The sequence below is a fragment of the Lentibacillus kapialis genome (assembly GCF_014646635.1).
GTDB classification, from domain to species: Bacteria; Bacillota; Bacilli; order Bacillales; family Amphibacillaceae; genus Lentibacillus; species Lentibacillus kapialis.
In genome coordinates this window covers 1-14,529 of record NZ_BMNQ01000019.1, presented here as the reverse complement: position 1 = coordinate 14,529, position 14,529 = coordinate 1, and the positions used below count along the sequence as shown (strand labels likewise).

The following is a 14,529-nucleotide window of genomic DNA, read 5'->3' as shown; positions in this document are numbered from 1 at the left end:
CTCCTTTATTTTAGTTTTTTTCCATATCCGTCATGTTTATGTTGAGTCCTATGACTTTTTATTATTTGTAAGTCACTATGCTCATATCCATATCCCCATCTAGCTTCATATCCTCGACGATGTGCTAATTGATACCCTTTAGGTACCCTAATATTTTTTCTCTTTCCTAACGCTATTTCATTTATATCTCGCTTAATTTCACCTTTTAATGAGGTGGAGACTTTGTCATCTTTTGATATTTCTTTAAGTTTCTTTTGTTTACCAGATCTTCCACGTTTCTTATGGCCAATTTTATTAACTTCAGCCTTCTTCGCCGGTATTTCACCTTTACTATTTACCTTAAATAAATCATCCGCTTTTCTGAGTTTCAATAACTTACCTGCTGGAAAAAGAGACGTTCCCGCAATGACCTTAGCGACGGTAGAACTTTCCGATTCTGTTAACGTATTAATATCATCCAAAAACAGAAAGTCAGCTGTTGATTTGGCAACATTTGCAGCTCCTTCACCGAAGCTTTTTACCTTATTAATAAATCCATTTTCCTCTTCCACCGGCTCCAACCGACTCTCCGGAATATCCGAAACGAATTTGTAATGCACATTACCCTCGTGATCCATATATTCCCGCAGAATCCGGCCATCCATCAGCGTGTGGTAGTTGCCATACCATTCATTCTTATAATCGGACACTTTTTCACTCTTCACGACCTGTCCTTTTACAGTCGCAAATTCCTGTTCACTGATATTGCTGCCTACAGAGGCTGTCACAACGTTTAATGCGCGGAAGCTGTACTCAGCAGTCCTCATCTCAAACTTCTCTGCCAGCATGTTCGCCCAAGTACCCGAATACGGAATGAACCGCGACAAAAGGTTTGCGGCTCCGGATCCTATAAGCACATCCAGAGATAACATATTGCTACCCGCTTTGTCCCGCACGCCGGAAATCAGTGCTTGGTGGAAATCATGCTGGGATAGCTGCTGAACGGAATAATTCCCAATGCTGATGTGCCCACTGGAAACCATGCCGCCAAGTTTATTGATGTAAGTTTGCATTAAATCCAGATCATTTTGCGATTTATCAAGCGCCCCGGAGCTTTCAGAATCAAATGTGTATAGTTTTTCCAATGTGCGTTCTGTCTTTTTTCGTGCCCGCTGTGACTGATCGAGAAAATCACCGTCATCCACAGAAGGCAATGGCACAATATCCCTGATAGAAGAAATCACATGGTTTGCCTCGTCTGTTAAACTCATTGTAACATTTTCCGCTTTTTTCAATCCCTGTTTGACGTCTTCCTGCAAAAAGGATTCGCGGATATAGCCCTGTTCATCAGGCTCCAATGACGCAAGTGAATGTTTGATTTTGGCTAAGGCATCCTGAAAATCCGTGATGAACCCTTCCATAAATGCGAGGAATGGCATATGGCTTTCCTGGTAAAAAGCCCGGATGGAGGTTGCCGCCTTTCCTTTAAAAGCGTCGTCCATTGCAACAAACCCATTTAGCTTTGTCTGGATTTTTTTGATCTGCTCCTTCAGCCTGGTTAAATCTGAGGTCGTTTGGTCGATGTCATTATGTAACTGCTGCACATCTAAAACTTTTATGACGCCTCACCCCTTTCCGGTAGCCATACCCTTATTTCAATACTTGGAAAGAAGAGGCTACCGTTTCATCCGTTTCCTTCAGGCTTTCAATCACATGATTTGCCGATTCCGTATTTTCCCGAAGTACTGCTTGATAGGACACGTTGATATTCTCCAGCTGCTGTTTCATCTGCTGGAGTTTATCCGCCACGTCCATGGAATTGTCCCCTAGGGTGTGCTTGGAAAAAGCGGTCTCCATCGCCTCGACTGTATTTTTTAATTCATTCAGAGATTGTTGGACGGGTGAATCTTTCAATTTGATTTCGTCACTCATTATTCAGCAGCTCCTTTCGTCTTTGATCATGTAAATCACTCAGCCTGACTTGCTGGGATGATCGATTATGTTCCAGAGAAAGTATCTCCTGTTTGATTTGCTCGATTTCTGTTTCCACTCTGGAAATAACAGTCTGCAAATCTTGCGTTTCAATAGATTGATAGCTCCCCTGTAACGCTCTTTGTTTGAAACCATCAAAATCATTTGCCATATTCCCGCTCCACGTATTTTGAGACAGTGATGGTTCAAGACAAACGCGCTTATGGTAGTGGAATTCATCACTGCAATCCAGCAACTGTGAGAGTGCTTTTTTCAACCTGATCAAATTCTCCTGTTTCTGCTGCAACTGAGCATTAATGGAATTGATTGTCCACTGTACGCCGGAAATTTGCGAATCAAGATGGAAGACAGCGTTTGCCAAACATTTCACCCCACTACATAAAATAAGTCGTTTTTCTTAGTTACCTATTATTGTAAATTAATTAGAAATTTTTACTAAGAGGACAAAAGTACTATTTTCCTATACGTGAAACGATACTTTATACCTATTTTTAGACAAAGTATTAAGCCCGCTCTTATCCGGTGTGAGGGGCTGGTCGATTAAATTTGGAGATGTTTGAGGTTAAAAATCTCACCATTAAAAGCGTTTTCGCACGAGTCGAGAGCGTTCTCGCTCAAGTTCGGGTGCTTCTCGCACGAGTTGGGGGTGCTCTCGCTCAAGTTCGAGCGGCTGTCGCTCAAGTTCGAGCACTTCCCGCACGAGTTGAGGCCGCTCTCGCTCAAGTTCGAGTACTTCCCGCACGAGTTGGCGCCGCTCCCGCTCAAGTTCGAAGCGTTCTCGCACGAGTTCGGGGCGCTCTCGCTCAAGTTCGGGCGCTTCTCGCACGAGTTGGAACCCCTCTCGCTCAAGTTTCGCCCGCTCCCGCACAAATCCAAGCCCGCTCCCCGCTCAAGTTGACGAGACTCTCCCCCGTTCCAAAGCATATCATTGAAGATTTTTGGCACAAGCCAAAAATCCACCATACCAATAAGGAAGGTTTTCGGCTGCTGCCGAAAACCTCCCCTCTGCTCCAGCCGGTCAAGCCTACAGGAATTCACCCGCATCGCTCTCCATCATTCCAGCCAAATATCATCATCCCGTTTTCCCCGACACGACGGGCATCGTTTTGGGTCCACAAATCCTTTTTGCTTAAAAAAGTGCTGTTCGCCGGCTGTAAATAAAAAGCGTTCACCACATACCCAGCATTTCAGCCAAACATCCCGTGGCTCCAGACCTTTCAGCGCTTCCTGAATAGACGCGCTTCGTTCGCGGGCGGCCTGCAGATTGGCGGGCTCATCCGATTCGAGTGCCTGGATGGTTTCCCGAATCGCAGCCCGCACTTTCCTGTAATCAATTTTTTCCCATTCCTGTAAATAGGGGATATATTTCGGGTTACCGGTTTCTTTTATTTTATCAAGCAATAACAAGATCATGCCGCGATTGCGGTCTTTTAAATAATGCATGTCCGGATCTTGCTTCCCGGCTGCCAGCCAGTCGTTCCATTCTTGCAGAAATTCATCAGCCCTCTGATCACGTTCGATCTCCCATCCGCGTTCGGTGAAAATAATCATCGGTAATTTGCCGCTGTACTGAATATCCAGCAATTCATAATCGAGCATCCAGTCGATTTTGACCAGGACATCATCAAGTTTTGTCCCTTTAAAATAACCATAGACCGGACAATGGTCCAACTCCAGCTGCAGCAGCTTTTTCTCACGCGACCCCTTTAGGATTTTGGCAAGAAGCGTCCGTCCGCCGGTTGCGATGAGTTCATCGGCCGCCCGCAAAATCGCCCGAATATCGGCTTCCGCCAGCCGTTCTGTTTGCTGTGTCATGTCAATCACTCCTTTAAAGGCATTCATCTCGCTTTTGACCGCCTTAAAACGCCGGCAACACCGTCATGTGATCTGATCCCACTCTGTCTTTTTATACATAATGGACTTGAGCTCTTCATTAATGAATTCCGGATCATATTCCCTGAACATCTGCTCCTTGGCCCATGCTTTCATATGCTCATGGTCCGGATGGTTCTCATCATGATAAATCCGCAAAAATTCATCATATCCGGGGAGGCCGCCTACATCTTCCGGCGGCGCTGTTCCGGCACCATCTATAAGCGTCGGATAGCCATAATGGTAATCGTCCTTAACGGCCTTCAGCGTCACCAGAAACTGCCAATAATCACCATAATCATAAATATAGCTGAGTTGGCCATATTTCTCCAAGTACGTATCAATCTTGATCCCTGCCGGCTTGCGCACTGTCTTTTCCAACTCCTGCAGCCGTGCCTCCTGAATCGATGCAAACTCCGGCGGCACATCACGCATTTTGGCCTTGATAGCTTCCCGGTTTTTCTTAAAATGCTGATGCTCCTGATATGCCTCTTCATCATTGGTAACGATGATAGCGTCATCAGGTAAATCGAATTCAAACAGGTGATAAGTGTGCGGGTAGCCGCCTTGGAAATTGGTCACCGTCTGGATCACGTCATGCAGCCTGTTAAAGGTTGCATCCGCCGGCATGACAACCCGCCGCCAGATCAATGGGTCCGAACCGGTTAATTCAATCCTAATTTGATACGCTTTCATGTGATCAGCTCCTTAGTTCGGTGGATTTTCTATCATCATTATAAAGCAAAAGCGCAACCGGTTGGTAGTATAAAACATGCCTTTTCAATATGATTAACTACATTCGCCTCGTCTTATAGCGAATGCCGAAGCTTTTTATAAGGTCATCCGTAATTTATACTTTCTGACGTTACAAAAAGAGGGCATCTCATTGTCGATGAATGAGGCCCTCTTTTTTCATACATATTCATTTGAGCGCTCCGCGACATAACACTGGTCATCAGGCAGTGCCACCCATAGCCCGCCCGGTCACGCCAGCAGTCCGGCCATGCGCAGCCCATGCCAGATTCCATCATCATGCACATCCTTTGTCACACGACCGGCCGCTTGTTTCACGACATCTGCGGCGTTGCCCATCGCAATGCTGTTTTGGACCGTTTTGAGCATTGGAATATCATTCAGGCCGTCGCCGAATGCATAGACATCGGATGCAGGGATCTCCAGCTGCTGTATCAGCTTGCCGATGCCCGCCGCTTTCGAACCGCCGGCCGGCATAACATCCACAGAATACGGGTGCCACCGGACAAAATCAAGTTGATCAAACGTTTGATCATATGCTGTCTCGTCTTCTTCTGTGCAGAATAACAGCGTCTGGTACACCTCGCCGTTCCGGTAAAAATCCGGACGATACGTGACTTCTCTATCAAGTTTCAATGAATCCGTCGCTTCTTTAACGTGCGGGTGGTTGCGTGTATTCGTATACCAGTCATCATGATTGAGATGAACGAGCGGATGATTGCGCTCTGTCGCATATTTCTCCAGCGCCGCAAGATGATCCGGCTTGAGCGGATTTTTATAAATCGTTTTATTGTTGTGCACGACATACTGCCCATTGATACTGACGTACGTATGAATATTCAACTCGTCAAGCAGCGGCCTAAAGGCAAACGGCGCGCGGCCCGTTGCAATTGCGACAAAATGCCCGGCCGCCTGCAGATCGCTGACCGCCTGCTTGGTCGATGCCGGCAGCTGCTTCTCATCATCCAGCAATGTCCCGTCTATATCAAAAAAGATTAATTTTTGCGTCATGTGATGGCCTCGTTTCATAGTATTTTGCAACTATTATTCTATCATACTTTGGTGGTAAAAGCTTTGGATTTAGGGCGGACACACCCCGCGTTGCTTTTAGCTGCTGCAGCATAAGCCATGTATCCGCTTAATTTAGAAAAACTCGGCATTCGCATCGTCTTATAGCGAATGCCGAGTTTTTTATAAGGTCATCCATGATTTATACTTTCTGACGTTATTAAAAATCACGCTGGCGCGTCTGTCACGTTAGTGTAACCACCCGTTCGGTCTCAGCTGCTTCAAGGATAGCGAAGACTGCTTTCACGGCCGTGAGCGCCTCTTCGCCCGTTACAGGCGGCATTTTATCCAGCCGAATACAGTCGATAAAAGCATCGATCACACCGGAGTCGGCCTGCTGATCTGTTTGCCCTTCTTGCAGCTCATAATTGATGGTTTCCTGATCAGCTGTTAGCACCTGAATTTGATAGTCGGGGTGATGATAGATTTTAATCGCACCATGCTCGCAATAAATAACAGTGCTGTCATCCTTTTCGCCATAGTAGGTCCAGGAAAAAGAAGCAGTCCCCAAGCGGCCTTTGCGCGTTTTCAGACTGGCGACCGCATTGTCACACACGCCAATCGGTTGCCCGTTTTCATCGGTTTTATCCAATGTATCGGTAAACGCACTTACTTGTTCCACTTCATCATCCAGCAAATAATGCAGCAAATCTAATTTATGGACACCTAAATCGCCTGCAACCCCAAGTCCGGAGCGGTCTTTTTTAAAAAACCAGGTCGAGCTGGTTTTATTGGTGCCCCAATGTTCCGGTCCGGCATGGCCAAAAGTCGTCCGAAACGTCAGTACTTTCCCGAGTTCATGACGCTCGAGAATCTTCTTAGCCTGCTGATGCGCCCGGAAAAACCGCTGATTATGATTGACCATCAACTTTTTACCGGACGCTTTTTGCGCTGCGATCATCTCATTCGCCTGCTCCACAGTGACAGCAATCGGTTTCTCGCACAACACATGCTTACCGTGCTGTAACGCCTTCGTTGTAAATATGTGGTGGTTCTCGTTTGAGGAACAATCGCTAATCATATTAACGGCAGGATCGGTTAGCAATTCCTCTACCGTACTGACCGTATTGCCATCGAACAGGTCCGCCAACATAGCCGCCCGCTCGGGATTCCGGTCATAAAAAACAATCGTATCAATGCATGGATTCGCCTGATACTCCGGTGCATGCAAAAACTTCGCAATCGCGCCGCAGCCAATAATACCAGCTTTCATGGAACATCTCCCCTTGTTCGTTTCTATCAGACTAATACATTTTCGGAAGACATGCCAGCGTTAGCTGTGAATGAGGCGGGAATGGCGACGGCTCTCGCACGAGTTCGCGGCGTTCCCGTACGAGTTCGCGGTGCTCTCGCACGAGTTCGCGGTGCTCTCGCACGAGTTCGCGGTGCTCTCGCTCAAGTTCGCTACGCTCTCGCACGAGTTCGCGACGCTCTCGCACGAGTTCGCGGCGTTCTCGCACGAGTTCGAGGCGTTCCCGCACGAGTTCACGACGCTCTCGCACGAGTTCGCGGCGTTCCCGTACGAGTTCGCGACGCTCTCGCACGAGTTCGCGGCGTTCTCGATTAAGTTTATCCCATTCCTACCCGCCCGATTCGGCGCTTGTCACTGCTTGAATTCCAGCTAATCCTGCAAAAATAGTAGATTTTCGGCAGCTGCCGAAAATCCTCCTAATCTATCTTTTCAAGTCGCGCACCGGATTCACGAGTGGTTCAAACTCATCGATATGACACGCTACAACGTCCCCATCACGAATCACGACGGCACCGGGTGTACCGGTTGATATGATATCGCCGGGCTTCAGTGTCATCATTTTGGAATGAAACGACACGAGCTCTCGGGGTCTGAACGTCATATTGGAGACGCTATTTTTGCGGTGCAGACGATCATTGATCACGGTGGAGACCGTCAACGTGTCAACATTGTCAATCTCATCAGGTGTGACAAGATGAGGACCAATGCTGAGAAATGTGTCAAAACTTTTCGACCTTGTTAGATAGCGTGGATTTTTTTGCAAAATATCCTCCGCTGTCATATCTATCACGGTTGTATAGCCGGCAATCGCGTTTTCCGCCTGCTTTTCAGTAACGTCTCTGCACACCTCACCAATCACGATGCCAAGTTCAGCTCCGGCTGTCGTCCATTTTGATTGATGGGGGATTTGAATCGTATCGCCCGGCCCGATAATTGTAGTATCGGGCTTCATAAAGCTTGCCGGTTCTGTATCCGGAGCGATTTCGCTTAAGTCAGACGCCTGATCCGCGTAATTCAGGTCAATCCCCCAAATTTTGGACGGATACCGGTAAAGCGGCGCATATTCCACATCCTGAAGCGGCGAAATCGTAACGCGTGCTTTGCCCGGTTCACCCAAATCGTCCAGCCAAATATCGAATTTTTCCAGCTGATCCGATTCGAGCATTGTTATCACGTCAGTCGGCCATTGTTTAAGGTAGGCATCGTTCAAGGCCTGAATCGGGAAAACGCCATTCTCCATAATGACCGCCGCCTGTTCTATCCCTTTATGTTTAATTGTTGTTAAATGCATAACTTCTCACTCCTTTATTGTGTTGGGATTATATTATGTGACGCCGCATCAATGGTAGGGCGCGGGAGTTATTTTAATCATGTCGGGCTTCCATTACGCGATATCGTGGCGGTGTCGCGTGAATGTTGGTCGTCCTTCCGCGATAGTGTAGGAGTCTCGCGCGATTTGAGATGGATATCGCACGAAATGTAGTAGTTGTCGAGCGATTATGAGATGAACGCTGCGCGAAATTTCCGGGCCACCGCGCGATTTGACGGCATTGTCGCACGAATGCCGCCTTTCAGCACAACATTAAACACCACCTTTCAAATTGGCATCTTCGGCGATTGCCGAAACTATTCCCCTTTCACTACACGTCACCCAATCAAATGCTGCTTACGCCCCGCCTCTCGGACTCCAACTGGCATTATTTGAAAATCAAACGATTCAATTCGACATTATTTCCCGGGAAATAACATGATTTTCAATCGTTATATCATAACCGTTGCGAGCGTCAGTGATCCTGTAGTTAAGCATCTTCTGTAACCATTTCAGCTAATTTATCCAGTGCCATATTACCACCTGAAATCACGCAGCAAATATTTTTCTCCCGCATGTCTGCCTTGTTTGCCATGGCTGCTGCCACGGTCACGGCAGCAGAGGGTTCAATAAGCTGCTTCATCCGCTCCAGCACAAAAATCAATGCCGCCTGAATAGCATCATCGCTTACAAGTACGATATCGTCAACGTCCTTTTGGATAACCGGAAATGTCAGATCACCCGGCTGTGATGCTCTGAGCCCATCAGCTATTGTGTCAGCGTGTTCAATAGCCGTTATGTCACCGCGTTGTTTTGAAAGATATGTATCGTTGCCCCGCTCAGGCTCCACGCCAATCACCTTGATCTCCGGATTCGACGCTTTGATGGCCGTGGCTATACCGGAAATCAATCCGCCGCCGCCAATCGGGACATAAACAGCATCGACATCCGGAATTTGTTCGAGGATCTCAAGACCCACGGTACCCTGCCCGGCCATCACGAGCGGATCATCGTATGGCGGTATGAATACAGGTTCCTCATCGGTCGTCAGTTCCTTCGCCTTCTTCAGACGCTCCGTCGATGTCGTGCCACAGTGGATAATATCCGCTCCATAATCATGAATCGCCGCTGCCTTACTCGTCACGACATTTTCCGGCACAACTATCGTCGCCTTCAGCCCCAGCTTGCCGGCGATGTATGCAACTGCCTGGCCATGGTTGCCGGAAGATGCCGTTATAACATGCGTTGCCCCTTCTTTGGCAGCCGCTTTTACTTTATTGGTCGCACCACGAATTTTGAAAGCTCCGGCCACTTGCACATGTTCACTTTTTAAATAGATATGATTCGCACACTTCTTCGACAAACTCCGAGACGTCAGCATAGGCGTCCTGTGAACCACGTCCTTTATCTCTCTGTAAGCATCATTTATTTCATTAAGTGTCAGCATGTTATATTGTATTCGCCTCTTTTCATTAAAAATTCAAATAGACGATTTTCGGCCTAGGCCGAAAATCAACATCCTTCAAAGCAATGCCATACGGGGCGGACAATCCTTGTGTTGCGTCTATTTCCGCTCGGGTTGGAGGTGTTCTCGCTCGCGTTCAGAGCGGTGCCGCTCAAGTTCCAGCACTTCCCGCGCGAGTTGCAGCGGTTCTCGCACGAGTTCACGGCGCTCTCGCTCAAGTTCCAGCGCCTCTCGCACGAGTTCACGGCGCTCTCGCTCAAGTTCGAGCACCTCTCGCACGAGTTACTGCCGCTCTCGCTCAAGTTCCGGCACTTCTCGCACGAGTTCGCGGCGCTCTCGCTCAAGTTCGGCGCCTTCCCGCACGAGTTTCAGCCGCTCCCGCTCAAGTTCGAGCACTTCCCGCACGAGTTCATGGCGTTCTCGCTCAAGTTCGAGCACTTCTCGCACGAGTTGCAGCCGCTCTCGCTCAAGTTCCAGCGCCTCTCGCACGAGTTCACGGCGCTCTCGCTCAAGTTCGAGCACCTCTCGCACGAGTTACTGCCGCTCTCGCTCAAGTTCGAAGCGCCGCCGCTCAAGCTGTGCCCCTTCCCGCAACCCACTGGATGCGCTCCTGCTCAAGCCTCTACACACGCCCAAGCTGCTCCGAAATACGATGGGCGGCTTGTTTCACGTGCTCAATAATAAAATTGATATGCGCCTCGGTCACATCATATTCCAGAAACTCCGCACTGATAGCTCCGTGAATTTTTTGGCCATACCCGAGCACAGGCGCGCCGACTGAAACGGTTCCTTTTGTTTTTTCACCAAAGCTGATGGCATACCCGCTTCGCCTTGTCTCTCGTGCCGCCTGTTTCACAGCAGCCGTTTCGTTTTCATCAAGAGACAAGTCGCTGAAAATCTGCTCCATTTGGCTGTCATGCATGTGTGCCAGCATCGTGCGGTTGGCCGCGCCGATGTGTAGCGGGATGCGTTCGCCGATTGGATCGACAATGCGCACATTGCGGGGACTGTCGACCCGGTCGATGATGATGGATTCATGCCCTTTTGGAATATCGAGGTAGACGGTTTCCTTCACATCACGGGCCAGCTGTTCCAATGCCGGCCTTGCGAGATTACGCACATCCAGTTTGTCAAACAGCTTCATGCCGTATTCCAGCCATTTGCTGCCCAGCATATACGCTCGTTTCCCCGGCACTTGCTCAACAAGATGATAGGCTGTCAATGTCTCGATAATTCGGTAAATGGTGCTGGCCGGCAGTCCGGTCTGCTCGGACAAGTCGGCAACTGACCATGTGTCTTTTTGCCCGTCCGCTGCCAGCACGTCGATAATCTGCATAGCGCGTTCAATCGATTGAATCATGCCGATGCCTCCTGAAGCAATTTTACTAAATTTTCAAGACAAAGTAAATTTCCCCGTCAAGCACCCGAAACCCGGCATCAAATCATCTTGACAAACTAAGCGTATCATTTTAAACTTTATATATTATCACCATGAGAAATATATTCCGCATCGTGGTAATTATTTGACATCAATCATGAAAGCGCTACATAAATATCTGGGAGGATTTATGCATGGAAAGCCTTAATGCGTTCATCAGCAGGTTGACCGAGATTGTCTGGGGACTGCCAATGATTATTCTGCTGATGGGAGGGGGCATTTTTTTAACGGTACAGCTCGGTTTTTTCCAATTCCGTCACTTGCCGCATATCCTGAAGCATACATTCGGCAAAATGTTATCCAAAAACCATGCTCCCGGTACAGTGACCCCTTTTCAAGCAACAGCCTCTGCGCTCGCATCCACAATGGGCGCAGCCAATATCGTAGGGGTTCCGGTAGCGATTGCACTCGGCGGCCCGGGTGCTGTCTTTTGGATGTGGATCGTTGCCTTAATCGGAATGGCGACGAAATATTCAGAAGTGGTGCTGGGCCTTAAATACCGCGAGAAGAACACACAAGGTGAGTATGTGGGCGGACCGATGTATTATATCCGAAAAGGACTCGGCTGGAAGAAAACAGCTTCCTTTTTTGCGTTCGCGCTGATGATCGAGGTTGCTGCGAGCACCATGGTTCAGGCGAACTCAATTGCCACATCCATCGAAGGCTCATTCGGCATCAGCCCGATGCTGACAGGACTTATGGTGATGGTGGTTGTTGCCATTGTCATCTTTGGCGGTGTCAAAGTCATTGGAAGGGTCACGGAAAAATTGATCCCGTTTATGGTGATGATTTATCTCATTGGTGCTGTGATTGTTTTGGCCTATAATGTAGCTGATATTCCGAATGCGGTGCTCTTAATTTTTCAGCATGCCATCACACCGATTTCAGCTGCCGGCGGGTTTGCGGGTGCCGGTGTGGCGGCTGCCATTCGCTGGGGATTGGCACGCGGCCTGTACTCGAACGAAGCGGGCATGGGAACGGCTCCGATTGTTCATTCAGCCGCCCAGAACAATCACCCGGCCAAGCAAGGGTTTTGGGGTGTATTCGAGGTATTCGTGGATACACTGGTCGTCTGTACGACAACGGCCCTTGTCGTCATCACATCGGGCGCATGGCAGGATGTCACATCAGATGATGCCGCAAACATGGTGACCCATGCATTTTCAACCGTGTTTGGTGAAACAGCTGCGGGCGCCATCATTTCCATTGTCTTAATGTTATTTGTCATTTCAACGATCATGGTGCTTGTGTATTACGGTGACAAACAAGCGGAATTCCTGTTCGGCACCCGCATTTCAAACGTGATGAAATGTATCTACACTATTGCCATCCTGATCGGATCTGTCGGCGGTCTGCAGTTCATCTGGCAATTCTTGGATTTGATACTGGCGATGGTGATTGTGCCGAACATGATCGCACTCGTTTTCCTAAGCAAACAGATCCGAGCGGTAACGGATGATTATTTTCAGCCACACACTCAACAACGAAAAGAATCGATGTAATGTTTGGAGGTGACCGTTATGAAAAAGCACATGCATTCTTTACCTGAACCGGAGCGTATTGAGGCGCTGACACGAGGGTTGGTCCAGCAAGCAAGTGTCAATGGCACCACAGGGGAAGTAGACATCATCGGGAACATCCGCCATATCCTGGCTGAATTCCCGTATTTTCAAGAACACCCGGATCACTTATGGCTGCAGACATTACCGGATGACCCTCTTGGACGGCAAAACGTGTTTGCGTTTGTCGCGGGAAATGCGGATGCGGCAAATACCGTGCTTTATCACGCGCATATTGACACAGTCGGGGTCGACGATTATGGGCGCATCAAAGACAAAGCTTTTTCTCCGGATGCCCTAAACAACTTTTTCAGCACGTATGATGCCGCCCCTCGCGTTCAGGCTGAGGCACAGTCGGGTGACTGGCTGTTCGGGCGCGGGGCTTTGGACATGAAAAGCGGTGCCGCCGTCCATATATCCAATGTGCTTCATTTCTCGGAAAACAGAGAGGAGCTGGAAGGCAACCTGCTGCTGGTCATCAATGGTGATGAAGAAAGCGAACACCATGGCATGACCGGTGCGCTGCATGAACTGAAGCGCCTGCAGGACGAGAAAAACCTGGATTATGTTGCCGCGATTAACAATGACTTCATCACGCCGATGTTTGACGGGGATGAGACCAAATATATTTACACCGGAACAGCCGGTAAATTGCTGCCTGCCTTCCATATATACGGCCGGGAAGTCCATGTCGGCGATACATTGGCTGGGATTGACCCCAATTTTATCGCGGCAAAACTGACCGAACGCCTGCATAACAACTACCGGCTGACAGAACATGTACCCGGCGAACTGATCCTCCCGCCAAGCTGTTTATATCAGCGGGATACCAAACCATTTTACAATGTCCAAACCGCACCGGGGAGTCATCTCTATTTCAACTATTTCCTGTACGAAGCCACACCGGCCGATGTGATGACCCAATTGGTGCAGGAAACCCAGCAGGCCTGCCGTGAAGCTGAGACATACTTGAAGGACCAATTTGAAGCGTTTTTAGACACAACCGGCCTGCCGCAACGTGATTTATCCTGGAATATCGATGTCACCACATATGACGCCTACGTTGAGGAACTGCATGAGCGCGGCATTGACACCCGGTCCGTGATCGAGCAAGCCATCGCGGATAACCCCGATGCCGACACACGGACGTTAAGTTTTCGTATAACGGGCGCATTGCAGGAGCTCGATCCCGATAAGCGGGCACGTGTCATCCTATTCTTCGCACCGCCATTTTTGCCGCACAACTACTTGAAGGATTCCGATCCCGGCCACAGGCAAATTAAGGCGGCACTTGAAGCGGTCCTGCACCAACACGAAGCTAAAACAGGGGAATCATTTGCCGTCAAAAAATTCTTCCCCTATCTGGCGGATGGCAGCTTTTTATCACTGCACGAAACCAAGAGCGAGCTCAATGCGCTGCTGCAAAATATGCCCGAATGGGAGCGGCTCTACCCGGTTCCATTCGAGACCATCCAATCATTAGATATCCCGTCGATCAACATGGGCGTCTATGGCCATGACGGGCATAAATGGACCGAACGCGTCTATAAACCGTATTCGTTCGGCGTGCTGCCCGGCTTGATCCGCGACACAACCCGACAGCTCTTGAACGGTCATATAACGGCTTGATTGTTAGAAAAACCGGGCAAAGTGCGTCCCAGTCCTTTTTTCTATCTTCGTTAGAGAAAATCCGATAATTTGTATTTTTTGTATTCTTGTCCATGTATGCCTTTATAATATGCCGGATACATCTCTCCTCTACAATGTTCACAGCTGAATTTTTGCCGGGAACATATGTTGAATTTCAGAAACATGTTTCGACGACCCTCTACCGTAACTGCC

15 protein-coding genes are annotated in these 14,529 nt (G+C 48.7%); 5 read left to right on the top strand and 10 right to left on the bottom strand.

Annotated elements, in window-relative coordinates; translation table 11 throughout:
* Positions 1-5: 5 nt before the first annotated feature.
* The 3 genes from IEW67_RS08475 to IEW67_RS08465 are packed head-to-tail and all read right to left on the bottom strand — an operon-like array spanning position 6 to position 2,332.
* Positions 6-1,583, bottom strand: a complete 1,578-nt coding sequence (locus IEW67_RS08475) for a T7SS effector LXG polymorphic toxin (RefSeq protein WP_188632637.1) — start codon at positions 1,581-1,583, stop codon at positions 6-8.
* Positions 1,584-1,629: 46 nt separating this feature from the next.
* Positions 1,630-1,911: a DUF5344 family protein gene (locus IEW67_RS08470; protein ID WP_188632636.1), complete on the bottom strand. Its 282-nt coding sequence runs from the start codon at positions 1,909-1,911 to the stop codon at positions 1,630-1,632.
* Complete coding sequence (locus IEW67_RS08465) at positions 1,904-2,332, bottom strand: YwqH-like family protein (protein ID WP_188632635.1); 429 nt, start codon at positions 2,330-2,332, stop codon at positions 1,904-1,906. Before IEW67_RS08465 ends, IEW67_RS08470 begins: the two co-directional genes overlap by 8 nt.
* 195 nt (positions 2,333-2,527) lie before the next feature.
* Between IEW67_RS08465 and IEW67_RS08460 the strand changes: the two genes are divergently transcribed.
* Positions 2,528-2,869: a hypothetical protein gene (locus IEW67_RS08460; RefSeq protein ID WP_188632634.1), complete on the top strand. Its 342-nt coding sequence runs from the start codon at positions 2,528-2,530 to the stop codon at positions 2,867-2,869.
* Between the two features lie 155 nt (positions 2,870-3,024).
* Here the strand turns inward: IEW67_RS08460 and IEW67_RS08455 are convergent, their stop codons facing one another.
* The 4 genes from IEW67_RS08455 to IEW67_RS08440 all read right to left on the bottom strand — a co-directional run bounded on the left by IEW67_RS08455 (position 3,025) and on the right by IEW67_RS08440 (position 6,877).
* Positions 3,025-3,786: an RQC-minor-1 family DNA-binding protein gene (locus IEW67_RS08455; protein WP_188632633.1), complete on the bottom strand. Its 762-nt coding sequence runs from the start codon at positions 3,784-3,786 to the stop codon at positions 3,025-3,027.
* Positions 3,787-3,849: 63 nt separating this feature from the next.
* Positions 3,850-4,539, bottom strand: a complete 690-nt coding sequence (locus tag IEW67_RS08450) for a plasmid pRiA4b ORF-3 family protein (protein ID WP_188632632.1) — start codon at positions 4,537-4,539, stop codon at positions 3,850-3,852.
* 288 nt (positions 4,540-4,827) lie between these two features.
* Positions 4,828-5,607: a Cof-type HAD-IIB family hydrolase gene (locus IEW67_RS08445; protein ID WP_188632631.1), complete on the bottom strand. Its 780-nt coding sequence runs from the start codon at positions 5,605-5,607 to the stop codon at positions 4,828-4,830.
* A 241-nt stretch (positions 5,608-5,848) separates the two neighbouring features.
* Positions 5,849-6,877 (bottom strand): Gfo/Idh/MocA family protein, encoded by a 1,029-nt coding sequence (locus IEW67_RS08440; RefSeq protein WP_188632630.1) that lies wholly within the window; start codon positions 6,875-6,877, stop codon positions 5,849-5,851.
* A 70-nt stretch (positions 6,878-6,947) separates the two neighbouring features.
* Here IEW67_RS08440 and IEW67_RS08435 point away from each other — a divergent pair, with 70 nt between their 5' ends.
* Positions 6,948-7,289 (top strand): hypothetical protein, encoded by a 342-nt coding sequence (locus IEW67_RS08435; protein ID WP_188632629.1) that lies wholly within the window; start codon positions 6,948-6,950, stop codon positions 7,287-7,289.
* A gap of 48 nt (positions 7,290-7,337) precedes the next feature.
* Here IEW67_RS08435 and IEW67_RS08430 read toward each other — a convergent pair whose 3' ends face one another.
* A complete protein-coding gene (locus IEW67_RS08430) occupies positions 7,338-8,207 on the bottom strand; it encodes a fumarylacetoacetate hydrolase family protein (protein WP_188632628.1) in 870 nt (289 codons plus the stop codon).
* Between the two features lie 508 nt (positions 8,208-8,715).
* Positions 8,716-9,672, bottom strand: coding sequence for a threonine ammonia-lyase (locus IEW67_RS08425; protein WP_188632627.1), 957 nt, complete (start codon positions 9,670-9,672; stop codon positions 8,716-8,718).
* Positions 9,673-9,780: 108 nt separating this feature from the next.
* Between IEW67_RS08425 and IEW67_RS08420 the strand changes: the two genes are divergently transcribed.
* Positions 9,781-10,371, top strand: a complete 591-nt coding sequence (locus tag IEW67_RS08420; RefSeq protein ID WP_188632626.1) for a hypothetical protein — start codon at positions 9,781-9,783, stop codon at positions 10,369-10,371.
* Here IEW67_RS08420 and IEW67_RS08415 read toward each other — a convergent pair.
* The gene (locus IEW67_RS08415; protein ID WP_188632625.1) at positions 10,313-11,050 is read right to left on the bottom strand and encodes an IclR family transcriptional regulator; all 738 of its coding nucleotides are present in this window, start codon (positions 11,048-11,050) and stop codon (positions 10,313-10,315) included. The genes IEW67_RS08420 and IEW67_RS08415 overlap by 59 nt on opposite strands.
* 212 nt (positions 11,051-11,262) lie before the next feature.
* Here IEW67_RS08415 and IEW67_RS08410 point away from each other — a divergent pair, with 212 nt between their 5' ends.
* Together IEW67_RS08410 and IEW67_RS08405 are read left to right on the top strand one after the other, a co-directional pair.
* Positions 11,263-12,630, top strand: coding sequence for an alanine/glycine:cation symporter family protein (locus IEW67_RS08410; RefSeq protein ID WP_188632624.1), 1,368 nt, complete (start codon positions 11,263-11,265; stop codon positions 12,628-12,630).
* Between the two features lie 18 nt (positions 12,631-12,648).
* Complete coding sequence (locus IEW67_RS08405) at positions 12,649-14,316, top strand: M20/M25/M40 family metallo-hydrolase (RefSeq protein WP_188632623.1); 1,668 nt, start codon at positions 12,649-12,651, stop codon at positions 14,314-14,316.
* The last annotated feature ends 213 nt before the right edge of the window (positions 14,317-14,529 follow it).

What these genes read in the sequence shown, in the direction of transcription:
- IEW67_RS08450 (WP_188632632.1), bottom strand. Translation starts at nt 4,539, where the DNA reads ATGAAAGCGTATCAAATTAGGATTGAATTAACCGGTTCGGACCCATTG.
- IEW67_RS08455 (WP_188632633.1), bottom strand. Translation starts at nt 3,786, where the DNA reads ATGACACAGCAAACAGAACGGCTGGCGGAAGCCGATATTCGGGCGATT.
- IEW67_RS08405 (WP_188632623.1), top strand. Translation starts at nt 12,649, where the DNA reads ATGAAAAAGCACATGCATTCTTTACCTGAACCGGAGCGTATTGAGGCG.
- IEW67_RS08410 (WP_188632624.1), top strand. Translation starts at nt 11,263, where the DNA reads ATGGAAAGCCTTAATGCGTTCATCAGCAGGTTGACCGAGATTGTCTGG.
- IEW67_RS08415 (WP_188632625.1), bottom strand. Translation starts at nt 11,050, where the DNA reads ATGATTCAATCGATTGAACGCGCTATGCAGATTATCGACGTGCTGGCA.
- IEW67_RS08440 (WP_188632630.1), bottom strand. Translation starts at nt 6,877, where the DNA reads ATGAAAGCTGGTATTATTGGCTGCGGCGCGATTGCGAAGTTTTTGCAT.
- IEW67_RS08435 (WP_188632629.1), top strand. Translation starts at nt 6,948, where the DNA reads ATGAGGCGGGAATGGCGACGGCTCTCGCACGAGTTCGCGGCGTTCCCG.
- IEW67_RS08445 (WP_188632631.1), bottom strand. Translation starts at nt 5,607, where the DNA reads ATGACGCAAAAATTAATCTTTTTTGATATAGACGGGACATTGCTGGAT.
- IEW67_RS08430 (WP_188632628.1), bottom strand. Translation starts at nt 8,207, where the DNA reads ATGCATTTAACAACAATTAAACATAAAGGGATAGAACAGGCGGCGGTC.
- IEW67_RS08425 (WP_188632627.1), bottom strand. Translation starts at nt 9,672, where the DNA reads ATGCTGACACTTAATGAAATAAATGATGCTTACAGAGAGATAAAGGAC.
- IEW67_RS08470 (WP_188632636.1), bottom strand. Translation starts at nt 1,911, where the DNA reads ATGAGTGACGAAATCAAATTGAAAGATTCACCCGTCCAACAATCTCTG.